Here is a 24,642-nt window from a genome sequence, read left to right as displayed (position 1 = left end):
TGGGAGGAGAGGAAACCTATCGCTCAGTCTGAAAATCCGGCCGCATCGGCCGTCATTCGCCCTCGCCGCCCCCGCGCGTCTTGACGCGGCCCCGAACTCAGCCGCACAATCCCTGTTGCAGACGAAGGGAGGCCAGTCGTCTGCGGGAGGATATACCCATGACGGAAGCGATCAGGCTCTACTGGGGCCGGTTCGGACATGTATCTATCCTGAATGTCGCAAGCGACTTCGTCACCCATGCCCATGTCGAGGCCCATCTGATCATCTGGCTGGAAGGTACGGCCGGCGAAATGACCATCGGCCGCGAGACCGTCCGGCTTGGACCTGGAACGGCCGCCGGCATCAACTCCTTCCAGCCGCACAGCCATGTTCTGTCGCAAAACGGGACGCCCGGTCTGTTTCTAGCCTTCTACATCGATCCCGACTGGGCGCGGCGCCGCCGCGACCTGCCTTCGTCGGCACCGCTGTTTTCACAAGCCGCGATCACGCTGGAACCGTGGCTGCATCAGGCCGCCGCCAATCTGCTCGACCACCTCAGCGACAATGAGAGCGTCGACGATATCGCCAACTACGAGATCGAGCGTTTCATCGATAGCGTGCTCGACGCCGCCGACGCCTCGGCGCCGCAGGAGGCCCGTGTCCGCATCAACACCATGCAGGATTTTCGTGTCCGCAAGGCAATCCAGCTGATGAAGGCCAATGTCTGCGAGCGCATCTGCTTCGACGACGTGGCGCGCAGCGTCGGCCTGTCGCGACCGCATTTCTTCGCTTTGTTCAAGGAACAGACCAATCTGACGCCCAATGTCTACTGGAACACGCTGCGCATGGAGGAAGCGGTGCGGCAGCTGCAATGGTCGCGGGAGCCGCTGATCTCGGTCGCCTGCAATCTCGGCTTCACCACGCAGGGCAATTTCTCGCGTTTTTTCCGCGACCATGTCGGCGTGCCGCCGACGCTCTACCGCGAGGCCGCGCGGGCGATTGCCTGAGCCTGTCCTCGTTTAGTCAATGTCGACTGTTTTTCAGACTCCTTGATACACGCTCAAGACGCATTGATAAGCGCCGCTGAAATGGCCGCCCTACCCTTGCACCGGATCGCTTTTGCAAGGGAACATTTGAATGGCCAAAGTCACCATATCCAGCGTCATCGACGCGCCGGTCGAAAAGGTCTGGGCGCGCATACGCGACTTCAACGGGCTGCCGGGCTGGCATCCGCGCATGGTGGAGAGCCACATTGAAGACGGCAAGGATGCCACCATGATCGGCTGCGTGCGCAATTTCCAGCTCGCCAGCGGCGCCCGCCTGCGCGAAAAGTTGCTCGACTTCTCCGATCAGAATTTCCTGGTCAGCTACTCCATCCTCGAGACGCCGCAACCGCTGACCAATCACAAGGCGACCCTGCAGCTGCGGCGTGTGACCGATGGCGACCGCACCTACGCCGAATGGACCGCCAGCTTCGACGCCGCGCCCGAGGAGGCAGACAAGCTGGCCGAGGGCATGGGCGCGAATGTCTTTCAGGGCGGCTTCAACGCCCTGAAAAGCCATTTCGCCGGCCAGAGCTGACAGGAGCCAAACCATGGCGCTGGCACTGCAGACCTTTGCAACGGTGAAAGACGCGAACGCGGCACTGAAAGCCCAGGGCACACGCTATCTCGGCGGCGGCACGCTGGTCGTCCGCGCGGCCAATGAAGGCGATGTTTCGGTTTCCGGCCTTGTCAGGTCGACCGAGCCGTCTTTGTCCACCATCGCTGTTGCCGGCGGCAAAGTCCGCATCGGCGCTTCGGTGACGATGGCGGCGATCGCCAGTCATCCGGAGCTCGGCACGCTCGCCAAGGCCGCTCGCGCCGTCGGCGGCCCGGCCATCCGCAACATGGCGACCATCGGCGGCAATCTTTTTGCCCCGGCCCCCTATGGCGATTTCGCCGTTGCCCTGCTGGCGCTCGATGCGACGGTCGGCACCGATGACGGGCAAACGCCGATCGAGACTTTTCTGGCCAATCGGGACGGCAGCCGCGCCGTCGTCACTTCCGTGAGCTTCACGCTTCCGAAGGCCGACAGTTTCCGCTTCCTGAAAGTGTCGAGGGTCAAGCCCAAGGGCGTCTCTGTGCTCAGCATAGCCGCCGTTCTGGAACTGTCGTCGGATGGCACCGTGACCTCGGCGCGGATCGCGCTCGGCTGCATGGCGGATCGGCCAATGCGCGCCAGGGCGGCGGAAAAAGCGCTGATCGGCCGAACGCTGACCGCTGACGGCATCGCGCCGGCCTTGGCCGCGGCCGGCGATGGCATCTCGCCCATCACCGACCCGATCGCCAGCGCCTGGTATCGCGCCGAAGTCCTGCCGGTTCATCTCGGCCGGTTGCTGCTCGCTTAATATTCGTTCGGGGGCGCGCGTCTGTCCGCTGGTTGGGCAGGCGCGCTGGGAGGAAAACATGGCAAAGGTTCCGGTTCAATTCACGCTCAACGGCTCGGAAAAGGCCGAATTCATCGACAGCGGCACGACGCTGCTCCAGGCGCTGCGCGACAAGATCGGCGACACCTCGCCGAAAGGCGGCTGCCATCAAGGCACCTGCGGCGCCTGTTCGGTCATCATAGACGGCGAACTCAGGCTCTCCTGCCTGACGCTGGCCGAAACCTGCAATGGGGCGGCCATCAGCACGACTTCAGGGCTTTCGGAAAGCGGCGTGCTGCACCCGCTGCAGCGCGCCTTCCTCGACACCTTCGCCACGCAATGCGGCTTCTGCACGCCGGGCATGATCATGGCGGCCAAGGTGCTGCTCGATCATACGCCCAACCCCAGCCGCGACGAGGTGGTCGAGGCGCTATCGGGCAACATCTGCCGTTGCACCGGCTACGAACCGATCATCAAGGCGGTGCTGACTGCCGCCCGCGCCAATTCGCAGAACGCGGCCTGAGGGGTCCAAAAGAATGGAACTGCGCAAGAACTACTTCGCCGATGTCCGCAAAGATGATCTGCACGAGATCGGCCAACCTCGGCCGCGCTCCGATTCACCCGGCCATGTCACCGGCAAGACCGCCTTTTTCGCCGACCGCAATTTCCCCGGCATGCTGCACCTGAAGATGGTGCGCAGCCCGCATCACCATGCCCGCATCCGCTCGATCGACACGTCGGAAGCGGAAAAGCATCCGGGTGTGGTGAAAATTCTGACCGCCAAGGACGTGCCGCACAATGTCTACACCATCCTGATCCTGATCCAGGTCGGGCCGGAGGACGAGACCGTACTGGCCGACGGCAAGGTGCGCTGGAAGGGCGAGGCCGTAGTGGCGGTGCTGGCCGAAACCGAGCGTGCCGCGCAAGAGGCCGCAGCCAAGGTCAAGGTCGACTATGAGGTGCTGCCGGCCGTCTTCGATATGGAAGAGGCGCTGAAGCCCGGCGCACCGCTGGTCAACGAATATCACGGCCAGAATTATTATCTCTACGACAGCGGCGAGTGCCGCAAGGTGCGCTTCGGCGATGTCGAGGCGGGCTTCGCCGGCGCCGACCACATATTGGAGGAGAGCTACCAGTCCTCGCCGATCGAACATGCGCCGACCGAGACCACCGGCTGCGTGGTGGCACCCGAGGGCAATGACCGCTTCACCTGCTACACCAACACGCAGGCGATGTTCTTCACGCTCGACAACACCTCGATCATCCTGCAGATGCCCGGCAGCAAATTGCATTTCGTCGGCGGCACCGTCGGCGGCGGTTTTGGCGGCAAAGTCGACGTCATCGTCGAGCCGATCGCCATCCTCGGCGCAAAATTAACCGGACGACCAGTCTGTTTTATCTACAGCCGCGAGGAGGAGATGCAGATATCGTCGCCACGCGCGGCCGAAAAGGTCGTCATCAAGGACGGCGTCATGAAGGACGGCCGCATCGTCGCGCGCAAGGTCACTGGCTACACCGATGCCGGCGCCTATTCGCGCCACTCGCCCTATGGCGCGCAGAAGGGCGCGGGGCACTATCCCGGCCCCTACACTATCCCGAACGTCTGGATCGACACCTACTGCGTCTACACCAACCGCACGCCCTCCTCCGCCATGCGCGGCTTCGGCGTCACCATCGGCGATTTCGCGCTGGAGGTGCAGATGGACAAGCTGGCGCGGCTGATCGGCATGGACCCGCTCGAATTCCGCTTCATCAACGCCTATCGCGACGGCGATATGAAAGCGCACCGCCAGCCGACCGAGGGCGCGGCGCTGATCGAATGCATGCAGGAAGCCTCGCGCGCCGCCAACTGGCCGGTGGCGGAGAAATACATGGCGATGTCATCCTACGTGAAGGGAGCTTGAGATGGCGATCAGGCGTGGACGCGGCGTTGCCGCGATCAACTATCCCACCGGCATGAACCTCGGCGGCGACCCGACGCAGGCGCTGGTGCATTCGACGCCGACCGGCAATTTCATGGTGACGCTGTCATCGGTCGATCTCGGCCAGGGCATGAAGCAGATCATGGCGCAGATCTGCGCCGAGACGATCGGCGTGCCGACCGACCGTGTCGTCGTCGACACCGCCGACACCGACACCGGCCCGCACTGCATGGGCACCTTCGCCTCGCGCGGCACACACCGCGCCGGCAACGCCGTCATCCAGGCGGCAAGGGAAGCCCGCCAGGTGATGCTGGAAGTGGCGGCCGAGGAGTTGGAGGTGAATGCATCCGACCTCGAGACCGACGGCCAGGGCAACATACTGGTCAAGGGCGCGCCGCAAAAGTCGATCTCGATCTTCGATGTCGCGCTGTCGGCGCATTTCAAGCGCGGCCGCTCGATCTCGGGCCGCGGCATGTTCCTGATCCCGCGCTCTTATCCCGAGAAAGAAACCGGCGCGATGAAGCCGTCGACCTGCTACGCGCATGCCTGCACCGTGGCCGAGGTCGAGGTCGACGACGAAACCGGCGAGGTCACCGTACTGACGGTGAAGAACGTCTTCGAGATCGGCCGCGCGCTGAACCCGAAAATGGTCGAACAGCAGCTGGTCGGCGGTTCGTGGATGGGCATCAGCCATGCGCTCTACGAGACGACCGAGCCCTATTATCCCAACCGCGATCATGGCGGCACCGACTTCAACCAGTATCTGATGCCGGGTCCCGGCGACCTCGCCGAGACCGAGATCATCGTGCTGGAGCGGCCATCGGCGGACGGACCATACGGCGCCAAAGGGCCGGGCGAAATGTGCGCCAACCCACAGATCCCGGCGGTCGCCAATGCCGTCTTCGACGCCGTCGGCGTGCGCATCGACACGCTGCCGATCACGCCGGAGCGCATCCTGCGCGCGCTGAAGGCGCAAGCGGCGAACTGAGGGCCGAAATGACCGGGACAAGCGCCGAGACATCAGCGACCTCGCCGGAGGCGGTGGCGCAGCATCTGGCCGCCTCGCGCTATCTGGCCGATGAAAGCCTTTCGACCGCCATCTTCCTGGCAATCCGGCTGGGCAAGCCGCTGCTGCTCGAAGGCGCGCCGGGCGTCGGCAAGACGGAAGCGGCCAAAGCGATCGCCGAGCTGCTCGGCCGCGATCTGGTGCGGCTGCAATGTTATGAAGGCATCGACGCCGCGCACGCGCTCTACGAATGGAACTACCAGCGCCAATTGCTTGCCATCCGCCATGCCGGCGAGCATGAGATCGACATCTATGAAGACCGTTTCCTGATCGCCCGGCCGCTGCTGCAGGTGCTGAAGGCGCCGGAACAACGCGTGCTGCTGGTCGACGAGATCGATCGTTCCGACCACGAATTTGAAGCGCTGCTTTTGGAATTCCTGTCCGATTTCCAGATCAGCATTCCCGAGCGCGGCACCATCCGCGCCACGGCGCAGCCGATCGTCATCCTGACCTCGAACCGCACCCGCGAGCTCGCCGAAGCGCTGCGCCGCCGATGCGTCTATCATTGGATTGGCTATCCCGACGCCGAGCGCGAGGCCGCCATCATCATGCTGCGCGCCGGCAATGTGGCTGAAGCAACGGCGCGCGCCGTGGCGACAGCCGTGCAGACCATTCGCGCTCGGCCGCTGGCCAAGCCGCCCGGCATCGCCGAGGCCGTCGAATGGGCCAACGCGGCGACCATCCTGGAGAGAGGCGGCAGCCCGTGGCCGGAAGCCTTCCGCCGCGCCATCGGCGTGCTGATCAAGGACGAGGAAGACCTTTCCTACATCGCACCGGAGCTTGGCCGGATCGTCGAGGAGGCGCTGGCGTGACGCGGGAGGTCATTTTGCAATGCTGGCGGGAGAGCGCCCCCCTCTGCCCTGCCGGGCATCTCCCCCTCAAGGGGGGAGATCGGATGTCATCCCCGCTTTCGCTAATCGCTCACGTCGCCGAACAGAGCGAAGCGTCGAACCTGCCAATCTCCCCCCTTGAGGGGGAGATGTCCGGCAGGACAGAGGGGGGCGCCACGCAATGATGCGGGAAACAAGCTTGCCTCGCGCCGCTGCGCCCTTCCTCAGCTTCGGCCGCTTGCTGCGCCGCTATGGTTTCGCCATCGCCCCCGAGCAGGTCTCCGGCTTCATGCAGGCGGTGACGTTGCTCGGGCCGCGCTCGATGGCAGACATCCGCGAGGCCGCCCTTTCCACGCTGGCGCCGCCGCCCGACCGCCGCGACGAATTCGAGGCGCATTTCCAGAGCCATTTTTATGGCAATACGTCCGCCGTGGTCGAAGGCGACGCCGACGAGGAAACTCGCATCAAGGATGATGGCGGCGCCGACGACGAACGGCTCGAGGCCGAACAAAGCCAAGAGGGCGGCGACCTCTCTTCGGCCCTGGAGCAGTTGAGTGTCCGCGACTTCCAGCGCGACGATGACAGGCTGACCGCCTTTCGTCGCAAACTCTCGACCGCTTTACCAGCCCGGCGCTCCTTCCGTACGATACGCACCCACTCGCGCGGTAAGCTCGATCTGCGCCGATCGCTCAGGGAAATCGTCAGCGCCGATGGCGACGTGCCCTCGCCGCTGCTGCGCCGCCGCCAGACCGTACCGCGCAAGCTGCTGCTGCTGATCGACGTTTCCGGCTCGATGAAGCTGCACACAGCGGACTATCTCAAGCTGGCACATGCGGCCGTGCAAGGTGCCGACCGCGCCGAGATATTCACCTTCGGCACGCGGCTGACGCGCATCACCACGGCATTGCGCATCCGCGACCGCGACCAGGCGCTGGCGCGCGCCGCTGCCCAGGTCGACGACTGGGACGGCGGCACCCGCATGGGACCGACGCTGCTCGCCTTCCTCTCGGTGCCGCGCTTTTCGTCGTTTGCACGCGGTGCCACGGTCGTGATCCTGTCCGACGCGCTGGAGCGCGGCGATCATGGCGAGTTGGAGACAGCCATGCGACGGCTGAGCGCCCGCGCTTTCCGGCTGTCGCTGGCCACACCGCTAGCCGGCGACCCGCGCTTCCGGCCGGCAACGGCTGCACTTCGTGCCATCCTGCCTGACCTGGACGACCTCGTCGATGGCTCGTCGGTGAAAAGCCTCACCGATTTCATCCTGTCGCTCGCCCGCCCTGCTTCAGCGGCGGCGACAATCTGGAAGAGGGTTTCGTGATGCAGAAAGCCATCGACGCGCATTTCCACATCTGGCGCCAAAAGGACCAGCCCTGGCTGGTCGGGCCGATGGTGCCGCGCATCTTCGGTCCCTACGAGCCGATCCGGCGCGACTACCCGATCGAGGAATTTCTCGAGGACCAGAGGGATTCAGGCGTCGAAAAGGCCGTCTATGTCCAGACCAACTGGGCCAAGGAGGATTTCGAGAAGGAAGTCGCCTTCCTGCAGAAGACATCCGACGAAACCGGCTGGCCGCATGCCATTGTCGGCTACACCGACATGACAGTCGAGGATATCAGACCGCAGATCGATCGCTTGATGAAATACAAGCTGCTGCGCGGCGTGCGCATGCAACTGCATTGGCACGAGACCCCGGCCTTCCGCTTCGCCGCCTCCGCCGACCAGGTGATCGACCCCAAGGTGCGCGCCAATGTGGCGCGGCTCAAGGACTATGGCCTCTCCTTCGACCTGCAGCTCTTCCCCGCTCAGATGAAGGACGGCCTGACGCTGGTCGGCGAAAACCCGGAGACGAATTTCATCCTCACCCATGCCGGTATGCTGACCGGCATGGAGCCGGAAACCACCGAAGCCTGGAAGGCAGGCCTGCGCACGCTTGCAGCCGCCCCCAACTTCTACGCCAAGCTCTCCGGCCTCGGCACCTTCGTCCACCGCAACGACCCGGCTCTGATCGCCTATATCGTCGACAATGCGATCGACATATTGGGCGCCGACCATCTGATGTTCGGCTCGAACTTTCCGATCGAGAAGCTTTGGACCAGCCACGCCGAGCTGATCAAGACGCACCGCGATGCGGTGGCCAGGCATGGTGCGGCGGCGGAGGCGGATATTTTCTGGAACACGGCGGAGAAGGTTTACCGGCCGGTGTGAGGCCTCACTTCACCTCGAACTGCGGGTCAACCGGAATCTGCATCGCCGTCACCAGATGGTTGGTCTGGCCGGCCAGCCCGATGATCGACACCAGATCGCCATGCTGCGCATCGGTCATGCCTTTGGCGCGGGCCGCCGCCGTGTGCGAGTGGACGCAGTAGGAGCAGCCATTGGCGGTCGAGACAGCAATGTAGATCATCTCCTTGGTCAGCGGATCGATGGCGCTGTCGGCGACCATCACCACCTTCAACTGTTCCCAGATCCGCTTCAGCGCCGGAGGATCATTGGCCAGCCCGCGCCAGAAATTGTTGACGAAATCAGATTTGCGCGTCGCGCGGATGTCGTCGAACACGGCTTTCACGGCGGGGATCTTTTCGACCTCGGCATCGCTGAGGAGTTTCGTCGTGGCCATGGCGTTCCCTTTCGTTTGAATTGAATCAAGTGTTGAGCAATTACGGCCAACCACCTTGGATGAATCGGTTTTCAGCCCCTCACCTTCGTCATCCTAGGGCGAAGCAGGAGCGAAGCTCCGTCGCGGAGACCCTAGGATCCATTCCGTGACGTCTCTCGAAGTGTGCGGCGGAGCAGAATCTTGCGCCGCAGCGACGCATGGAAGTCGCGGCATGGATCCTCGGGTCTGCGCCGCGTCGCTACGCTCCTTGCTTCGCCCGTGGATGACGAAGGGATGGACGTCCCGGCCAATTATCGACGTACGCACCGCCCGGAAACCTAATGCACAGCCGCGTACATGATCTTCTCCTCCGTCGCCTCGGCCGGCGAAAACTCCTCGACGATGCGGCCCTGGCGGCAGACCAGGATGCGGTCGGACAGGTTCATGATCTCCGGCAGGTAGGACGAGATGACGACAACGGCCAGGCCCTCGTCGGCCAGCCGGTTGATGATCTGATGGATCTCGGCGATCGCGCCGACATCGACGCCGCGCGTCGGCTCGTCGAAGATGACGATGCGCGGCTGCTGCACCAGCCCCTTGCCGATCACCACCTTCTGCTGGTTGCCGCCGGACAGTTCGACGACGCGCGCATTGTCGTTGATCGCCTTGATGTTCAACGTCTTCGTCCATTCGGCTGACAGCGCGCGCATTTCCTGCGCGTTGATCACCCAGGCCTTTTCGCGCCCCGCCGCCAGCAGCCCGCCGAACAGGTTCTCGGCAATGCCCATCGTCTCGAAGATGCCTTCGCTCTTGCGGTCCTCGGTGACATAGACGATGCCGTCAGCCACCGCCTCGCTCGGCACGAGATAGCGCACCGGCCTGTCATCGAGCTCGATGGCGCCGCCGCGCAGAAAGTCGCGCTTGTAGATGCCGGAGACGATCTTGAAGGTTTCGGTGCGGCCGGAGCCAATCAGCCCGAACACACCGGTGATCTGGCCCTCGAAGATCGAGAAGGACGTGTTGCGCACGACATTGCTCATCGAGATGTCCTGCACCGACAGCACCTTCTTGCCCGCCTTGCGAAGCTTCGCTTCGTCGCGCTGCCGGTAGATCTGTCCCGACAGCGTGCGCCCGACCATGGCGGAAACGATCCTGTCGCGGTCGAAAGCAGAGGTGTCGTCGGTGATGACCAGCTCGCCGTCGCGCAGGATGGTGATGCGGTCGGCGATATCGAGCGCCTCTTCCAGCGCGTGGCTGATGAAGACGATCGACACGCCGCTCGCCTTCAGCCGCCGGATCAGCGCGAAGAAGTGCCGCTTTTCTTCCGGCGTCAGCGTCGCCGTCGGCTCGTCGAAGATGATGATCTCGGCATTGTGGTGCACCGCGCGCGCGATCTCGACCATCTGCCGCTTGGCAGCACCCAGCGTCGCCACCATGGCGTTCGGGTCGACGGGAAAGTTCAGCGATTGCAGGAATTGCTGCGCCGAAATGTAGGTGCCGCGCAGCCGGTTGAGGAACTTTTCGGTGCCGAGATAAAGGTTCTGCGCCACCGTCATCGACGGCACCAAGCTGGTTTCCTGGAACACCATGGCGATACCGGCCTGAAGCGCCGCGTGCGGCGAGGCGTAGGCGATCTCCTGCCCCTTGTGGAACATCTTGCCCGAGGTGGCGTCGACCACACCGGCGATGATCTTGGTCAGCGTCGATTTTCCCGCGCCGTTCTCGCCAAGCAGCGCGTGGATCTCGCCCTTGCGCAGGTCGAAGCTGACATTCTTCACAGCGGGCACGCCGCGGTAGTTCTTGGTGACATTCTCCAGACGGACAATCGGTTCCATCAGAAACCTCCCGTGGCGACGGAAAGGATGCAGTCGCCGCCCCTGGAGGCGATGAACAGAAGACCGTCCTTTTCCGCAACGCTGCAGATGCCATGGCGCGTGCCATTGGCGCGGCTGTGCAGGCTGAATTGCGGCTGCATCTTCTGGTCAAGCCTGACCACCAGCCCGTAGGAGCGGCTCGGCGACCACGGCTTGTGGATGCCCATGGTGCGGATGCCGCCGCATTGCAGCGGCTCGAGGAAGCTGCGGCTGGAGGCCAGCGCTGGCGCGATCCAGTAGGCAGGCGGCACCTGGCTCAGCATGTCCTGACGGTAATGCGTTTCCTGTAGCACGAATTCGATCAGCCGGTTGCGCGGCGCAAACAGGGTCAGCCACGCCCCACCATCGGCGGAAGGTGACAGCCGCGCGGGATAGCCGGGCAGATGCGTCAGAACCGTCGAGCGGCTGCCCGTCGCGCCATCGAAACGCACCAACTGATGACGCCAGCTTTCGCTGACTAGCACATCGCTGCCGACTGGATGCAGGCCATAGGGAAAGGCAATCTCGCCGGCGACTTTGCGGAAATCACCGCCCGCGGCGTCTCGCTTCCACAGCGAACCGGAGGCACCCTTCTTCATCAGATCGGCGGCCCATTGCGACGGCGCGTGCTCGGCCGAGCCATTGGCCAGCCACAACGTGCCGTCATCCGCATAGGCAAGTGCGGTGATGCAGCTGAGGTCAGCCGGCAGCGAAACGTCGCTGCCGCCAATCAGCAGCTTTCCGCTTTCCAGCCCGACCGTCAGTTCACCGGATGGCGACAGCGCCAGCGCGGTGACGGCAGACGGAAAAGTCTCGACCACGACAGGTTCCGCTCCAGCCGCAATCGAATGGATGGCGTTGCCGCTGGAGGCCAGCAGCCTGTCACCGGCGACGAGCAGATTGTCTGGTTCCGTCATCTCGGCGAAAGCCGGCGCATCATCCAGCCGCGTATTGGGGCGAAAAGCGCCGTCGAGCGGCGGGATGGTGACCGCCTTGCCGCGAAACAGGCCAAGCACCGGATCGAGGATCATGGCTTTGCTCCCCAATAGGAAGCGGGACTGGTCCAGTTCGGGTCGGCGCCTGCGATCTTGTAGCGGCCGATGCGGTTGTTGAGGATGCCGCCGACGAACAGATATCCCTTGTGCTCGCGCATCGAGGTGACCATCGGGTGCGCGCCACCGGTGAGGTCGCCCATCGCCTCGACAATGCCGCCCTTCTCGTTGAACTTGACCACGCCGCCGGTGTTGATGTTGGGGAACAGCCATTCATCCTGCGGCAGGCGGCGCGTCATGCGCTTGCGCATGTCGGGATGGCGCAGCGACAGGTCGAAGCTCGGCGTGCGCATGCCGAGCCACGCCATCCAGTAATTGCCATCGGAGGCGCGGTTGATGTTGTCGGGATAGCCCGGCATGTCGCGGATGACGCATTCGGCGGTGCCGGCCTTCGGCCCTTCCAGCCAGTAGCGATGCACGCGGCAGGCCCAGCTTTCGGCGAAGAACAGCGACTTGCCGTCATGCGCCATGCACACACCGTTGGTGTAGCGGTAACCGTCGAGCAGCGTCTTTGTCGAACCATCCTTCGGATCGTAGACCAGCAGCCGGCCGGTGGCGCGGTTCTCGATCGAATCCAGCGCCCAGTCATGTGCGTCGTAACGCTTGGTCGAGTCGGTGAAATAGATGCGCCCGTCGGGTGCGATGTCGCAGTCATTGGGGTCACGCAAACGCGCATCGTCGACGATCGAGGTCCACGAACGCGATGTCTCCGCCGACAGGCGTTTGACCTCCCGATCCGGCGAGACCGAATAGAGCCCCATGGCGCCGACGCAGCTGATCAGATTGCCCGATTTGTCGAAGGCGAGACCGAGCGGGAAGCCGCCTATATGGGCAAACACTTCCGATTTGACATAGTCTGGCGCGAAGAAACGGACGATCTCGCCATGACGCGTGCCGCAATAGAGATTGTCGTCGCGGTCGAGGATGACGTCTTCTGGCCCCTCCAGCTCGCCAAGCCCGATATGGTCGGCGGCGGACAACCGGTTGTCGAGCTCGTAGGGTGTGCCCGAACCAGGTGCGGCCGACTGTGTCTCGCCCATCTTGAGATAGACCGGCGCGACATAAACCTCGTTCAGCACCTTGTGGCGGTTCTTCAGCCAGCGGATGTCGATGGTCACCGCGACCGCCAGCATGATGCCCAGCACCATCTGGTTGGTGCCGGTGCCATAGCCCAGCCGGATCAGCCCGTTGGTCATGGTCAGCACAATGATGGCGCCCATCAGCCCCTTGATCACCGAGCCGCGGCCGCCGCCAAGGCTGACGCCGCCGACCACCGCCGCCGTCAGCGCCATGATCTCGAGGTTGAGGCCCGTGCCCGGCCCTGCCCCGCTCAGCCGGCAAGCGATGAGGAAGCCGCCGATCGAGGCGCAGAAGCCGGAGAAGACATAGGTCATGAACACCGTGCGGCGCACGCGGATGCCGGCATTGTGGGCCGAGCGCCTGGAGCCGCCGACCGCCAGCACGTGCCAGCCCGGCCGTGAACGGGTCAGCGCGATATGGGTGACGATGGCCAGGATGATCGCCAGCCACACCGAGACCGACAGCCCCCAGAAGGTGCCGTCGCCGATGAAATCCAGCACGTCCGAGGTGGCGCCGGAAAGTTGCACATCGGCGGCATAAGTGGTGACCAGGATGTCGAACAGCGCGCGGCCGAAGATGAAGGTGACCAGCGTGGTGAGAAAGGCGCGCAGCCTGAAATAGCCGACCAGATAGCCGTTGATCGCACCGAACAGCAATCCTGTGGCGATCGATGCGGCAAGCGCCAGCCACACGGACTGATCGAGGATGAAGAAGACATAGACCGCGGAAAAACAGGAGAGCGCGAAGATCGAACCGACCGACAGGTCGATGCCGCCGCCCAGCATGACCACCGTCATGCCGGTGACGATCAGCGAGAATTCGCCGAGCTGACGGGTCGAATCCTGCAGCGCCGTCAGCTTGAAGAAGCCCGGGATGAGCGAGCCGAAGGTTGCCAGCGTCGCCACCAGCGCCAGGAACGGAATGGCGTTGTCGGTCCAGCGCTTGGTCAGGATCTCACCGACGACATGGTCGGGCACGAGATTGTAGCGCCAGGACTGGAGGCGTTCGCGAAAGGACATCAGGTCACTGCTGCAAGAGAAAAGACAAAGAGGTGGCCAGGCAATCCGACCACCTCATCGATATGGATTGAAGAGGCTTGGCTTACTTCGCCGCCGCTTCTGCCTGCAGTGCCTTCAGGTCCCAGCAGCTATCGGGCTTCAGGTCAGCCTTGGTCGTCGCCTTCTCCAGCGTGTAGATGTAGGTGTGCGAGGTGCCGGCCGGCTGGCCGCTCTGCAGCAGGAACTTGATGATGGCGTTCATGTCGCCCGACTGACGGGCAAGATCGGTCATCACCACAGCGCCATAGGTGCCGTCCTGCAGCTTGTCGCAATCGGCCGCCTTCTCGCCACCGCCCGTGGTGACCAGGAACACCTTGCCGTCGAGCTTGGCGTCGCGGATCGCGGCAGCCGCGCCGGTGGCATCGCCGTCCCAGAAATCGATGATGGCGCAGATGTCGGGATTCTGCTGCAGCATCGTCGTCGTCACGTTGCGCGAGGTGGTCGCGTCCCAGTTGGAATCCGGCTTGGCCACCACCTTGAAGTCGGGGTTCTTGTCCAGCACCTTCATGATGCCGGCATATTGGTAGAGGCTCGACGAATTGGCCTGGTCGCCTTGCACCAAACCGAGCTTCTTGGAGGAGTTCGGTCCGCAGCCCTTGATCGCCGCTTCGGCCTCGAGCTGGCCGAGCCGGTCCCAGTCGCTGCCGACAAAGGCGTCGGCGGGGAAATTGGCCGGATTGTCGACCAAAATCACATAGGTGCCGGCGGCTTGCGCCTTCTTCATCAGCTTGGCATAGGAATTGAGGTCCGGCGAATGGATGATCAGCACATCCGGCCTGGTGTCCGACGAGATCGCGTCGGTGATCGCTTGCGCGCCGGCGTCGACGACCCAGTTCGGATCGCGTGTCTCGAAGGTGCCGCCCCAGGCTTCGACTTCCTTCTTCAGGAAATGCGTCCAGCCCTGTGCCAGGTCGAAACCCATCGCCATCGGCACCAGCATGACGCGCTTGCCCTTGAGCGCCTGTGCGTAAGCCGCCGGGCCAGGATCGTCGGCGGCAAAGGTTGGCGCCACGAAGGCGGTAACGGCAAGCGCCGTGGCCGCTGCCATGAGTGTTCTGATCAGTTTCATGTCACATCCTCTGGTTTGGTTTTGTTATCAGCGGCCGGCCCCAACCGTCCGCCGCAGTTCAGGTACTAAATGTCACCCTGCTGGGCGGTCTGTTCGTCACGTGGGTTGATGATGCCGTCGACGATGATGGCGCCGAGCAGGATCGCGGCCTTGATCAGGTTCTGGTAGAGCAGCGGGATGTCGATGATGGTCATGGCGTTGAGCAGGATGCCGATCAGCGCCGCCCCCACCAATACGTTGCGCACCCCGCCCCGCCCGCCCGAAAGGCCGATGCCGCCGATCACCGCCACCAGCACGATGTCGTAGAGCAGCGTCGAATTGACGACGCGGGTGTTGATCGAATGCAGGCTCGCCGCCGTCAGCAGGCCGGCGACCAGTGCGACGAAAGCGGAAAGCACATAGCGCAGCACCAGCATCGGCCGCACCGGAATGCCGATGTTGCGGGCTGCAACCGGATTGTCGCCGGCGAAGTAGATGTAGCGGCCCCATTTGGTGTAGCGCAGGAACAGGAAGAAGAGGAAGGCGAGGCCGGCAAAGACGAACACCTCGACCGGAATATCGAGGAAGCGCAGGCCGCCGAGCAGCTCGACCCAGTGGCCCTGCGGCACCGGCACCGCATCCTGCGTGATCAGCTGCGAGCGCACATAGCCGAAGACGAAGGAGCCTGTCGCCAGCGTCACGAAGATCGCGGGCACATCGGCATAGGCGACGAGAAAGCCGTTGAGCAGGCCGATGGCCAGCACACCGGCCAGCACATAGGCGAAGGCCAGCCCGTCCGGCGTTCCCGAATTCAGAAGTTGCAGATACCAGGCGACAGACATCGCCATGATCGCCACGGCGGAGAGGTCGATGCCGCGTCCGATGATGACGACGGCCATGCCGAGCGCAAGGATGCCCAGCACCGACACGGAGCGGACGATGGCGACGAGATTGTTGGGATCGATGAAACCTGGCAGGCCTATGGCCGCTGCAACGAACAGCACCACCGCTATGGCAAAGACAATGCCTTCCTGATTCAGGCTCCTGAAATTCGGCCAGCCGATCGTGTTCATGTCTGCGTTTGCCCCGATGGCATCGCTGCCATCCCTGGGAAAGAACGCTAATCGGCCCAACGCCGGTTCGTCAAATGAATCCGCGCTCGGAACCCCGGCCGGCAGCGATATTTACCAAATGGACGCGTCGATTGCCGAAGCTGGCGCAATGCTCGGAAAACTCTGCACTTTTGGCAATTGCTTGCGCCATTGCCGCCACTCGCGAAAAGGCTGCACCAAGGCGAAAGGACAAGACGGAATTTATCTCCGCATCAGGCGGAAAAATCGATCTCAATTTCCCGGCGAGTGGCCGGAAACCTCCGCGCCCGCACCTGGCGGCAGCACGAGAAAACGCAACGCCGCCACCAGCCCGATGGCGCCGATCGCCAGGAAGGCCACTCGAAAATCCACAAGATCGAGGGCCGGCCGGTCCCTGGCGATCTGCGACAAATTGAGGATCGCCGCCGCCACCGCGACGCCGAACAGCATCGCCACCTGCTGCAGCATCGAGGACAGCGTCGCCGCCGAGCTTCGTTGCGCCGCATCGATGTCGGCGAAGGCCAGTGTGTTGAGCGCGGTGAACTGCATCGAGCGCGACAGGCCGGCGATCAGCATCAACGCCACCACCAGCGCTTGCGGCGTCTGCGGTGAGATCGCAGCACATGCCATGATCGCCGCCGAAGCGATCAGGCCGTTGACGACCAGCACCGACCGGAAGCCGAAACGGCGCAGCGTTGGTGTCGTCACCGTCTTCATGCCGAGATTGCCGAGGAAATAGGCCAGGATCATCAAGCCGGCATCGACGGACGAGAGGCCAAAGCCGACCTGGAACAGCAGCGGCAACAGGAACGGCGTGGCGTTGATCGCCACCCGGAAAATGGTGCCGGCGGCAAGCGTCGAGATGGCGAAGGTCAGCACCTTGAACGAGGAGAGATCGAGCAGCGGATGCGGCGCGCGCCTGAGATGCCGCACCGCCAGCCAGCCGATGACGATGCCGGCTACGACCAGCAGCACCGTCGGTAAAACGCCATCCTCCGGGTGCGCGATGCGTTCAAGGCCATAGAGAAGCAAGGCAAGCCCCGCCGATGTCAGGAAAAAACCCGGCCAGTCGAGCGGCTTGGGGTCGGCTTCGCGATCGCCCGGAATGAAGCGGGCGACCAGCACCAACCCGACCACGCCAAGCGGGATGTTGATGAAGAAATTCCAGTGCCAGGACAGATAGGTGGTGATGAAGCCACCAAGCACCGGCCCGATCACCGGCGCAAACAGCGCCGGCCAGGTGATCAGTGCCGTGGCGTTCAGCAGCTCCGACTTCGACGCATTACGCAGTACCAGGATGCGCCCGACCGGCGTCATCAGCGCGCTGCCGAGCCCTTGCACGACACGTGCGGCGACGAACTGGGTCAGGTTTTGCGAGACGCCGCAGGCAAGCGAGGCCAGGGTGAACAGGACGATCGCCAGCAGGAAGATGTTGCGTGCGCCGAACCGGTCGGCGAGCCAGCCCGACAGCGGCACGAATACGGCCATGGTCAGCATGTAGACGGTGATGCCGATGCTGATCGCCACTGCCGACACGCCGAAGGAAGCCCCCATCTGCGGCAGCGAGGTCGAGATGATCGTCGAATCCAGAAACTGCATGAAGAACGCGATGGCGACGATCAGCGCCACGCGCCGCGCATTGGTGGCCGTTTCGGGTAAGGTTGCGGTCTCGGGAACGGCTGTCATGACGGAACCGGTTTGAACAGCATCTCACCGGCGGCGTCCAGAGACCTCGCAACAAACTTTCGTGTCCCGCCTTGGCCTGCTATGGGATGAACGGGGTGGCCGAGAAAAGTGTCCGCGTAACATGAAGCCCATCTACATCGACTACCTCAATGCCCTCGACATCGATGCCCTTGCCATGACCGATGGCGAAATCATCGCTGCCGTCGAGGCTGGCCTGGTGGCGCAGGGCCGGGGCCAGACGGTGATCGAACCGCGCGTCCATCTCGAGCCGGACCCGTCCTTCCACGGCCATTTCGACGTGTTGCGCGGCTACGTCGCGCCGCTCGACACGGCCGGCGTCAAGATCGTCGGCGACTATGTCGACAATTACCTGCATGGCCTGCCTTCCGAATTCGGCATCCTCAACCTGTTCGACCCGCGCACCGGCGCGCCGCGCGCCATCCTCGACGCCACCGTCATCACCGACATGCGCACAGGCGCCGTCACCGCCATCGGCGCCAGGCATCTGGCGCGAAAGAATTCCAAAGTGCTGGCCCATATCGGCGCGCGCGGCACCGCCTACTGGAATGTCCGCCTGCTCGACCATCTCTTCGATTTCGACGAGATCCGCGTCCATTCGCGCCGCCCGGAAAGCCGCGACGGTTTTGCCGCCAGACTATCCGCCGATCTCGGCAAGACGGTGACGGCGGTCGCCGACTGGAAAAGCTGCATCGAGGGCGCCGACATTGTCGTCGAGGCCTCGCGGTTGCCGGAGCCGCAGCCATTGCTCAAGACCGAATGGATCAAGCCCGGCGCGTTGGTCGTGCCCTACGGCACGATGAGCGCGGTGGAACTGTCGTTGACCGATATCATGCAGAAAATGGTCGTCGACGATTGGGGCCAGTGCAAGGGCGGCAAGTTCGGCTCGCTGCGCGCCCATGTCGAGACCGGGCGGCTGAGCGAGAAGACGCTGCATGCCGAGCTTGGCCAGATCGCCGCCGGTCTGAAAGCCGGGCGCGAAAGCGACGCCGAAACGATCCTGTTCTGGCATCGCGGCCTGTCGCTGTCCGACATTGCGCTGGGCAAGGCGATGCTGGCCAAGGCCCAAGTGCAAGGCATCGGCCAGCGGCTGCGCTTCGCATGAGCGCGCTCGTCCTCACCGGAACCGGCGTCGGTATTGACGATGTCGCCGCGGTCGCCCGCGATGGGCGCAAGGTGGAGATTGGACCCGATGTCATCGGCAGGCTGGAAAAGGCACGAAAAGTGCTCGACCAGGCCGCCGCGTCCGGCCAGCAGATCTATGGCCTGAACACCGGGCTCGGCGCCAATCTCGGCACCGCGGTCGACGGCGACGCCGGCGCCTTCCAGCGCCAGCTCCTGGAAGGACGCAGTGGCGCCGTCGGCGAGGTGCTGCCGGTTGAAGCCGTGCGGGCAACCATGCTTGCCCGTGCGTCGATGCTGTCGGTCGGCGGCTCCGGCCTGTCGCCTTCCGTCTTCGTCGCTTTGGTCGACGCGCTCAATGCCGGCGTCCATCCCGTCATGCCGTCGCTCGGCTCGATCGGCGCCGGTGACCTGGTGTTGATGACAGCACTCGCCCGCATGCTCACCGCCGATGGCGAAGCCGACTATCAGGGCCGTCTCATGCCGGCGGCCAAGGCGCTGATGATGGCGCGCCTCGCCCCCATCAGCCTGGCGCCCAAGGACGGCCTGTCGCTGATCAACGCCTCGGCGGTGTCCGCCGGCAGCGGCGCACTTGCGGTGACGGATGCATTGCGCGCCCTTGCCCAGCAACAGCAGGCCGGTGCGCTGACAATGGAAGGCATCGGTGCCAACCGCACCATCCTCGATCCGCGCCTGCATATGGCGCGTCCGGCGGCAGGCCAGCAGCAAGCAGCCAAGGTGCTGCACGATCTGCTCGCCCGAGACGAGGCGCCGGCGCCGACCACCTTGCAGGACCCGCTGTCGATCCGCTGCATGCCGTCGATCCATGGCGCGCTGATCGAGGCGATCGGTCAGGCGAGACAGGCTGTCGAGATCGAACTCAACGCCGCCGCCGACAACCCGCTGGTGCTGGGCGATGATGGACTGGTGCTGTCGACCGGCAATTTCCACACAGCCTCGCTGGCGCTCGCCTTCGAGACGCTCGGCCTGGCGATCGCCCAATGTGCCGCGGCCAGTGCCGCGCGCTTCATCCAGCTCACCGGTTCCGGCCGCAATGGCCTGCCGAAATATCTGTCGCCGGTCGGCGGCGCCTCGGCCGGCCTCGTACCGCTGCAGAAGACGGTGACGTCGATCCTGGCCGCCATCCGCCACAAGGCCAATCCGGTGATGCTCGACTTCCTGGCCGTGTCGGAAGGCGTCGAGGATCACGCCACGCAGACGCCTCTGGCGGTGGCAAAATGCGCCGGGATGATCGCGCTGTGGCGCCGCCTGATCGCCTTCGAATTGATGGCCGCCGCACAGGCCATCGACCTGCGCGACGGCTTCACATTGGCGCCACGCACCGCCGCAATTCACACGGCGATACGCTCGCTCGTCCCCATGCTGAAAGAGGACCGGCCGCTCGGTATCGACGCCGAGACGCTTTACGCCGCGCTCGCCGGCGGCAGTTGGCCGGCCTGACGTGGCTTCTCAGAAGACGATGGTCTTGTGGCCGTTGAGCATGACGCGGGCTTCGAGATGCAACTTGACGGCGCGCGCCAGCACCCGGCTTTCGATGTCGCGCCCGACAGCGACGAAGTCCTCGGCGCTCATCGCATGGGTGACGCGTTCGGTCTCCTGATCGATGATCGGACCCTCGTCGAGGTCGGAGGTGACGTAATGCGCCGTCGCACCGATCAGCTTGACGCCGCGGTCGAAGGCCTGGTGATACGGCTTGGCGCCCTTGAAGCTCGGCAGGAAGGAATGGTGGATGTTGATCGCCCGTCCGAACAGCCGGTCCGACAGGCCTTTTGAAAAGACCTGCATGTAGCGCGCCAGGATGACCAGTTCAGCCCCTGTTTGCTGCACCAGGTCCAGCAGCTTCTGTTCCTGTTCGGCCTTGTTCTCCCTGGTGGTCGGCCAATGGTGGTAGGGGATGCCCTCCAGCTCGGCGAAGCGGCGGGCATCCTCGTGGTTGGAGACGACGGCGGCAACCTCCGCGTTCAGCCAGCCGACCCTGATCTGGTACAGCAGATGGAGAAGCGCGTGGTCGAACTTGGAGACCATGACGATGATCTTCGGGCGGCGCCCCTGATCGACGAGCGCGGTCTTCATGCCGAACCGGTCGACACTTGATTTCAAGGCCCGCTCCAGGCTGTCCCTGGTCGAGCCTGGCGGGCTGATGAAGGCGATCCGCATGAAAAAGCGATTGGTCTGCCGGTCCCAGAACTGGCTGCTTTCGGCGATGTTGGCGCCGTTCGCGGCAAGCTCCGCCGTGACGGCGGCGACGATCCCCGGCCGGTCCTCGCAGGAAAGCGTAAGAATATGAACCGGCGCGGCCTCGTCCGTCGCATCATTGCCTTGAGATTTCACGCCCTGTCGACCCTTTTCATGAACAGGCTGAGCTCAGCCGGATCCATATGCACCACATGCTTGTCTTCGGGATAGGCGAGACTGTTGACATCGGCAACATACTCCGAGAACGCGGCGATGCGCTCGGCCTGCAAACGATCATATTCGGCGGCGAAGTTGCGGTAGACCTTGGAATGGCGAGGCATGTGGCCCCGGTTCTGGCCGAGGATGTCGTCGGCGAACAGATATTGCGCATCGCAACCGGTGCCCGCTCCCATCGACAGCATGATCAGCGATGTGCGTTCCGAGATCGCCTTGGCCACCTCGACCGGGACGACCTCGATCTCGGCGCCGATGGCGCCTGCGGCCTCCAGTTGTTTCACCGCCGCGAAGACCTCCATGGCGGTGTCGGCGGTCTTGCCTACCGCCTTGAAGCCGCCGGTCCAGGTGGCCCGTGACGGGATCAGCCCGACATGGCCGATCACCGGGATATTGTCATCGGCCATCCGCTTGATCGTGGCGTAGCCGGCGCTGCAATAGACCGCGTCGGCGCCGGCCTTGTAGAGCCGGAAAGCCCAGCGCACGAAATCGTCCGCCGTTCCGATCTCGTAGAAATTGTCGCCCGGCATGGTGAACAGGCTGGGTGCGGCGTCCCGGTATTGCGGGTTGAGCACCAGTTCGGGCGGCACCGAGACGATGTCGACCCCTGCGCGCTCCGCGGCCTCGGCCTCGTCCATCGTCAGCACGCGCAGCATGGTCAGCTGTCGCTTGCCCTTCATGGCGCGCAAATCCGCCACCGTCGGTCTTTTTCGGCTCATCAAATGGGTTCCCTCAGTTGCATTCGGCGGCAGGTCAGCCGATCTGGATCATCACTTTGCCAGCCTCGACCTTCACTGGATAGGTGGCGAGATTGACGCATACCGGTGCGCCTCGGGCCACACCCGTCTTGTAGTTGAAGCGGCCATTGTGCTTGGGGCATTCGATGATGTCGTCCATCACCAGCCCATCGGCCAGATGCGCCTTCTCATGCGTGCAGTACCCGTCGGTTGCGAAATACTCGTCATCGGGACTGCGATAGATGGCGAAGGTACGCCCGCCATGATCGAAGCGGATGACATCCTCTTCCTCGACATCGTCGACGCCACACGCTTCAACCCAGTCGGCCATCTGCCTCTCCCCTATTCCGCCGCTGCCGGAACGGTCAGCGCATGGAACTCGTCCCGATACGGCCGCGCCGTCGGCGGCAGCTCGCGCTTGAGGAAATAGTCCTCGTACTGAAGCTGCTTCAGCAGCACCGGCCAGACCTCGCGATAGGCATGCCACATCGAAGGGTTCGGCTCGGGCAGATCGTGCTTGATCAATTCATGCAGCCTCGGCAGCGCGTGATACGGCACCATCGGGAACATGTGATGTTCGACATGGTAGTTCATGTTCCAGTAGATGAAGCGGCTGATCGGGTTCATGTAGACGGTGCGCGTGTTCAGCCGGTGGTCGGTGACATTATCGGCCAGGCCGATATGCTGCAGCAGGCCGGTCAGCACCATGTGCCAGCTGCCGTAGAGGCGCGGCAGGCCGATAAGCACCAGCGGCAGGAACGACCACAGATAGAACGCCAGCGCGATCGCCGCGACATAGATGGCGACATGCCAGCGCGCGGCTGTGACCACCTTGTGAAGCTCCATCTCGGGAATAAAGCTTTTCTCGTCGGGCGAGATGCTGCCGAACGCATTGCGCACCAGCGTCGGCAGCGAATAGCGGAAATCGAGAATGCCGGTGAAGGCGAGTGCGGCACGCAGCAGGTCCGGCGGACGCATCACCGCGATCTCGGCGTCGCGGCCGACGATGATCGTGTCGGTGTGATGGCGGGCATGGCTCCAGCGCCAGGTCACCGGGTTGCGCATCAGCATGAAACTGGCGATCTGGTAGACGGCATCGTTCATCCAGCGCGTGCGGAAGGCGGTGCCGTGGCCGCACTCGTGCCAGCGCGAGTCGCTGGACGAGCCATAGAGCACGCCATAGACGAGCAGGAACGGCACCATCCACCACGTGCCCCAGAACCAGGCGATGCCGGCGGCGGAACCCAATATGGCAACGATCCAGATGATCGTGTCGCGGATCGCCGGCCCGTCCGAGCGTTGCATCAGCTCTTTCATCGCCTTGCGCGGCACATCGGTGTGATACCACTCGGCCGAGGCCAGCCCGGTCTCGATCGCGATGCGCGTGCTTTCCCCGACCAGGCTGTAGTCGCGCTTTTTCTCCATCACATCGACCTCCGATTTCCGGCCCGCCAGCCGGAGCATTCGTTTCGCATCATGCCCTGTCCGCCAATCCCGGAAAATTGCCCGACGGCACAGGATAATCCTGTTGCGGCTGCCTGGCGATCGACGCGATCTTTGCTTCGGCCGCGGCGATCGCGCCGGCGCCGTCGAGCACCCGGAACACCGCGTCATAAGAACGGCCTTCGCCATGCTCCAGCCAGATCATCTCGCCTCGCTCGCGCGCCGCGAGATTGCCCAAGACATGGTGTGTCGAGGGTTCTATGCCCAGCGCATACTGCCCTGCCTGGAAATTCTGCCATTGGTAGGCGCAAGGCAGCTGATCCTTGCGCGTGATCACTTCCAGGCCAAGCCCTATGCCGTCGTTGACCACCGCCACCGGCACCTCGCCATTGGCGTCGGCCGCCATCTCATGCTGCCAGACCTGCTCGCTGAAGCCCAGTCGCGGCGCCGGCACGGTGCGGTAGCCGACCTTCTGCGCCTCGTAGCGTTCGCCTGCATGGCCAGCCCAGACGACGTCGCGGATCGGCGCCAGATAGCGCGAACCCTCGTCGAGCAAGGGGTGGCTGACATTGACGTGGTAAAAATACATGTGCGGCGTGCGATTGAAGCCATGGTTGACGACGCGGTCCGACAGCCGGATCTCGTTGCCGCCGACATCGGCCTCGATACGCCGGATCAGATGCAAATCCTCGCCGAACACCGCCGATTGCTGAACGATGCCTTCGGCCCAAAGCACGCAGCGGTCGCCATCCCAGGCCTCGCCATAACCGGTCAACCGTGCCGGAATGGTGCCGACACGGCCGTGCAGCGAATGGATCACGGTCTTCTTGCCCGGGTAGTTGTAGCTATCGGCAGGCACCGCTTCGCGGCCCAATATGTGGTCGAGGCCGCAGGTGACAAGCAGGCCTGAAAACGAGCGCGCCCAGGCGAGGCCCCCTTCCCCCTCATAATCGTGTAGGCCGGGGTTGCGAAAGCCGCTCGGCGAATGCCAGCCGATCGCCTGGCCCTTGAAGTCGCAATCGGCGATGTCGAGCGCCCGGTCGACCAGCGCCGTGAAACGCAGGCCCGAGCCGGTGCGGAACTCGAGCATGCGGATGCCGCGTTCCACGCCGTCGCCAAGCGTCATCAGCCGCACGCCGGCAAATTGCGACAGCATGCCCGAACGTTCCGATACCTGCCGGCGCGAAAGCGTCTTGCCGTAGAGTTCTACCATGTGACGGCCAA

General features: G+C 63.9%; 23 protein-coding genes. 11 read left to right on the top strand and 12 right to left on the bottom strand.

Annotated elements, in window-relative coordinates; genetic code table 11:
• Nucleotides 1-158 precede the first annotated feature (158 nt).
• The 9 genes from NP503_RS03800 (at nucleotide 159) to NP503_RS03760 (ending at nucleotide 8,409) form a co-directional block, all read left to right on the top strand.
• Entirely contained in the window at nucleotides 159-986 is an 828-nt protein-coding gene (locus tag NP503_RS03800) for an AraC family transcriptional regulator (protein ID WP_127266791.1), read from the top strand.
• 130 nt (nucleotides 987-1,116) lie between these two features.
• Nucleotides 1,117-1,560, top strand: a complete 444-nt coding sequence (locus NP503_RS03795; RefSeq protein ID WP_127266792.1) for an SRPBCC family protein — start codon at nucleotides 1,117-1,119, stop codon at nucleotides 1,558-1,560.
• A 13-nt stretch (nucleotides 1,561-1,573) separates the two neighbouring features.
• A complete protein-coding gene (locus NP503_RS03790) occupies nucleotides 1,574-2,368 on the top strand; it encodes a xanthine dehydrogenase family protein subunit M (protein ID WP_127266793.1) in 795 nt (264 codons plus the stop codon).
• A gap of 58 nt (nucleotides 2,369-2,426) precedes the next feature.
• Nucleotides 2,427-2,909 (top strand): (2Fe-2S)-binding protein, encoded by a 483-nt coding sequence (locus NP503_RS03785; protein ID WP_127266794.1) that lies wholly within the window; start codon nucleotides 2,427-2,429, stop codon nucleotides 2,907-2,909.
• 13 nt (nucleotides 2,910-2,922) lie between these two features.
• Nucleotides 2,923-4,290, top strand: coding sequence for a xanthine dehydrogenase family protein molybdopterin-binding subunit (locus NP503_RS03780; RefSeq protein ID WP_127266795.1), 1,368 nt, complete (start codon nucleotides 2,923-2,925; stop codon nucleotides 4,288-4,290).
• 1 nt (nucleotide 4,291) lies between these two features.
• Nucleotides 4,292-5,296 (top strand): xanthine dehydrogenase family protein molybdopterin-binding subunit, encoded by a 1,005-nt coding sequence (locus NP503_RS03775; RefSeq protein WP_023756899.1) that lies wholly within the window; start codon nucleotides 4,292-4,294, stop codon nucleotides 5,294-5,296.
• An 8-nt stretch (nucleotides 5,297-5,304) separates the two neighbouring features.
• Nucleotides 5,305-6,186 (top strand): MoxR family ATPase, encoded by an 882-nt coding sequence (locus tag NP503_RS03770; RefSeq protein ID WP_127266796.1) that lies wholly within the window; start codon nucleotides 5,305-5,307, stop codon nucleotides 6,184-6,186.
• Between the two features lie 199 nt (nucleotides 6,187-6,385).
• Nucleotides 6,386-7,522 carry a VWA domain-containing protein gene (locus NP503_RS03765; protein WP_127271480.1) on the top strand — a complete coding sequence of 379 codons (1,137 nt, stop codon included), beginning with the start codon at nucleotides 6,386-6,388 and terminating at the stop codon, nucleotides 7,520-7,522.
• Entirely contained in the window at nucleotides 7,522-8,409 is an 888-nt protein-coding gene (locus NP503_RS03760) for an amidohydrolase (RefSeq protein ID WP_164749096.1), read from the top strand. Before NP503_RS03765 ends, NP503_RS03760 begins: the two co-directional genes overlap by 1 nt.
• A 4-nt stretch (nucleotides 8,410-8,413) precedes the next feature.
• Here the strand turns inward: NP503_RS03760 and NP503_RS03755 are convergent, their stop codons facing one another.
• From NP503_RS03755 to NP503_RS03725, 7 genes are all read right to left on the bottom strand, one after another.
• On the bottom strand, nucleotides 8,414-8,821 hold the full coding sequence (locus NP503_RS03755; protein ID WP_127271484.1) for a carboxymuconolactone decarboxylase family protein: 408 nt from the start codon (nucleotides 8,819-8,821) through the stop codon (nucleotides 8,414-8,416).
• A gap of 317 nt (nucleotides 8,822-9,138) precedes the next feature.
• Entirely contained in the window at nucleotides 9,139-10,635 is a 1,497-nt protein-coding gene (locus NP503_RS03750; protein ID WP_127271485.1) for a sugar ABC transporter ATP-binding protein, read from the bottom strand.
• Nucleotides 10,635-11,684 (bottom strand): hypothetical protein, encoded by a 1,050-nt coding sequence (locus NP503_RS03745; protein ID WP_127270711.1) that lies wholly within the window; start codon nucleotides 11,682-11,684, stop codon nucleotides 10,635-10,637. The genes NP503_RS03750 and NP503_RS03745 overlap by 1 nt, the downstream gene beginning before the upstream one ends.
• Nucleotides 11,681-13,804 (bottom strand): SMP-30/gluconolactonase/LRE family protein, encoded by a 2,124-nt coding sequence (locus NP503_RS03740; protein ID WP_127271488.1) that lies wholly within the window; start codon nucleotides 13,802-13,804, stop codon nucleotides 11,681-11,683. Before NP503_RS03740 ends, NP503_RS03745 begins: the two co-directional genes overlap by 4 nt.
• Nucleotides 13,805-13,886: 82 nt before the next feature.
• The gene (locus NP503_RS03735) at nucleotides 13,887-14,912 is read right to left on the bottom strand and encodes a sugar ABC transporter substrate-binding protein (protein ID WP_127271251.1); all 1,026 of its coding nucleotides are present in this window, start codon (nucleotides 14,910-14,912) and stop codon (nucleotides 13,887-13,889) included.
• Nucleotides 14,913-14,977: 65 nt separating this feature from the next.
• Nucleotides 14,978-15,964 carry an ABC transporter permease gene (locus NP503_RS03730; protein ID WP_236382988.1) on the bottom strand — a complete coding sequence of 329 codons (987 nt, stop codon included), beginning with the start codon at nucleotides 15,962-15,964 and terminating at the stop codon, nucleotides 14,978-14,980.
• A gap of 270 nt (nucleotides 15,965-16,234) precedes the next feature.
• Entirely contained in the window at nucleotides 16,235-17,668 is a 1,434-nt protein-coding gene (locus tag NP503_RS03725; protein ID WP_127273597.1) for a DHA2 family efflux MFS transporter permease subunit, read from the bottom strand.
• A 121-nt stretch (nucleotides 17,669-17,789) separates the two neighbouring features.
• On the opposite strand from NP503_RS03725, the gene NP503_RS03720 reads away from it, so the two are divergent.
• Nucleotides 17,790-18,791, top strand: a complete 1,002-nt coding sequence (locus NP503_RS03720) for an ornithine cyclodeaminase family protein (RefSeq protein WP_127270888.1) — start codon at nucleotides 17,790-17,792, stop codon at nucleotides 18,789-18,791.
• Nucleotides 18,788-20,269 carry a histidine ammonia-lyase gene (gene hutH / locus NP503_RS03715; RefSeq protein ID WP_127270890.1) on the top strand — a complete coding sequence of 494 codons (1,482 nt, stop codon included), beginning with the start codon at nucleotides 18,788-18,790 and terminating at the stop codon, nucleotides 20,267-20,269. Before NP503_RS03720 ends, hutH begins: the two co-directional genes overlap by 4 nt.
• A gap of 9 nt (nucleotides 20,270-20,278) precedes the next feature.
• Here hutH and purU read toward each other — a convergent pair whose 3' ends face one another.
• From purU to NP503_RS03690, 5 genes are read right to left on the bottom strand one after another with little or no spacing between them, the layout of a single operon-like run.
• The gene (purU, locus tag NP503_RS03710; protein WP_127270892.1) at nucleotides 20,279-21,160 is read right to left on the bottom strand and encodes a formyltetrahydrofolate deformylase; all 882 of its coding nucleotides are present in this window, start codon (nucleotides 21,158-21,160) and stop codon (nucleotides 20,279-20,281) included.
• Nucleotides 21,157-21,957 carry a 3-methyl-2-oxobutanoate hydroxymethyltransferase gene (locus NP503_RS03705; RefSeq protein WP_127270894.1) on the bottom strand — a complete coding sequence of 267 codons (801 nt, stop codon included), beginning with the start codon at nucleotides 21,955-21,957 and terminating at the stop codon, nucleotides 21,157-21,159. Before NP503_RS03705 ends, purU begins: the two co-directional genes overlap by 4 nt.
• A 34-nt stretch (nucleotides 21,958-21,991) precedes the next feature.
• Entirely contained in the window at nucleotides 21,992-22,306 is a 315-nt protein-coding gene (locus NP503_RS03700; RefSeq protein ID WP_013530832.1) for a MocE family 2Fe-2S type ferredoxin, read from the bottom strand.
• An 11-nt stretch (nucleotides 22,307-22,317) separates the two neighbouring features.
• Entirely contained in the window at nucleotides 22,318-23,400 is a 1,083-nt protein-coding gene (locus NP503_RS03695) for a fatty acid desaturase family protein (protein ID WP_236383000.1), read from the bottom strand.
• Nucleotides 23,401-23,449: 49 nt separating this feature from the next.
• Nucleotides 23,450-24,631 carry an aldose 1-epimerase family protein gene (locus NP503_RS03690; protein ID WP_127267573.1) on the bottom strand — a complete coding sequence of 394 codons (1,182 nt, stop codon included), beginning with the start codon at nucleotides 24,629-24,631 and terminating at the stop codon, nucleotides 23,450-23,452.
• Nucleotides 24,632-24,642: the final 11 nt, after the last annotated feature.

Origin of the sequence: Mesorhizobium sp. SEMIA396 (assembly GCF_024518615.1) — a bacterium.
Lineage (GTDB): Bacteria > Pseudomonadota > Alphaproteobacteria > Rhizobiales > Rhizobiaceae > Mesorhizobium.
This window is presented reverse-complemented; position numbering and strand designations above follow the sequence as displayed.

Bases quoted from the DNA above. Each gene is read 5' to 3' on its own strand.
- NP503_RS03800 (WP_127266791.1), top strand. From the start codon at position 159: ATGACGGAAGCGATCAGGCTCTACTGGGGCCGGTTCGGACATGTATCT.
- NP503_RS03795 (WP_127266792.1), top strand. From the start codon at position 1,117: ATGGCCAAAGTCACCATATCCAGCGTCATCGACGCGCCGGTCGAAAAG.
- NP503_RS03790 (WP_127266793.1), top strand. From the start codon at position 1,574: ATGGCGCTGGCACTGCAGACCTTTGCAACGGTGAAAGACGCGAACGCG.
- NP503_RS03785 (WP_127266794.1), top strand. From the start codon at position 2,427: ATGGCAAAGGTTCCGGTTCAATTCACGCTCAACGGCTCGGAAAAGGCC.
- NP503_RS03780 (WP_127266795.1), top strand. From the start codon at position 2,923: ATGGAACTGCGCAAGAACTACTTCGCCGATGTCCGCAAAGATGATCTG.
- NP503_RS03775 (WP_023756899.1), top strand. From the start codon at position 4,292: ATGGCGATCAGGCGTGGACGCGGCGTTGCCGCGATCAACTATCCCACC.
- NP503_RS03770 (WP_127266796.1), top strand. From the start codon at position 5,305: ATGACCGGGACAAGCGCCGAGACATCAGCGACCTCGCCGGAGGCGGTG.
- NP503_RS03765 (WP_127271480.1), top strand. From the start codon at position 6,386: ATGATGCGGGAAACAAGCTTGCCTCGCGCCGCTGCGCCCTTCCTCAGC.
- NP503_RS03760 (WP_164749096.1), top strand. From the start codon at position 7,522: ATGCAGAAAGCCATCGACGCGCATTTCCACATCTGGCGCCAAAAGGAC.
- NP503_RS03755 (WP_127271484.1), bottom strand. From the start codon at position 8,821: ATGGCCACGACGAAACTCCTCAGCGATGCCGAGGTCGAAAAGATCCCC.
- NP503_RS03750 (WP_127271485.1), bottom strand. From the start codon at position 10,635: ATGGAACCGATTGTCCGTCTGGAGAATGTCACCAAGAACTACCGCGGC.
- NP503_RS03745 (WP_127270711.1), bottom strand. From the start codon at position 11,684: ATGATCCTCGATCCGGTGCTTGGCCTGTTTCGCGGCAAGGCGGTCACC.
- NP503_RS03740 (WP_127271488.1), bottom strand. From the start codon at position 13,804: ATGTCCTTTCGCGAACGCCTCCAGTCCTGGCGCTACAATCTCGTGCCC.
- NP503_RS03735 (WP_127271251.1), bottom strand. From the start codon at position 14,912: ATGAAACTGATCAGAACACTCATGGCAGCGGCCACGGCGCTTGCCGTT.
- NP503_RS03730 (WP_236382988.1), bottom strand. From the start codon at position 15,964: ATGAACACGATCGGCTGGCCGAATTTCAGGAGCCTGAATCAGGAAGGC.
- NP503_RS03725 (WP_127273597.1), bottom strand. From the start codon at position 17,668: ATGACAGCCGTTCCCGAGACCGCAACCTTACCCGAAACGGCCACCAAT.
- NP503_RS03720 (WP_127270888.1), top strand. From the start codon at position 17,790: ATGAAGCCCATCTACATCGACTACCTCAATGCCCTCGACATCGATGCC.
- hutH (WP_127270890.1), top strand. From the start codon at position 18,788: ATGAGCGCGCTCGTCCTCACCGGAACCGGCGTCGGTATTGACGATGTC.
- NP503_RS03705 (WP_127270894.1), bottom strand. From the start codon at position 21,957: ATGAGCCGAAAAAGACCGACGGTGGCGGATTTGCGCGCCATGAAGGGC.
- NP503_RS03700 (WP_013530832.1), bottom strand. From the start codon at position 22,306: ATGGCCGACTGGGTTGAAGCGTGTGGCGTCGACGATGTCGAGGAAGAG.
- NP503_RS03695 (WP_236383000.1), bottom strand. From the start codon at position 23,400: ATGGAGAAAAAGCGCGACTACAGCCTGGTCGGGGAAAGCACGCGCATC.
- NP503_RS03690 (WP_127267573.1), bottom strand. From the start codon at position 24,631: ATGGTAGAACTCTACGGCAAGACGCTTTCGCGCCGGCAGGTATCGGAA.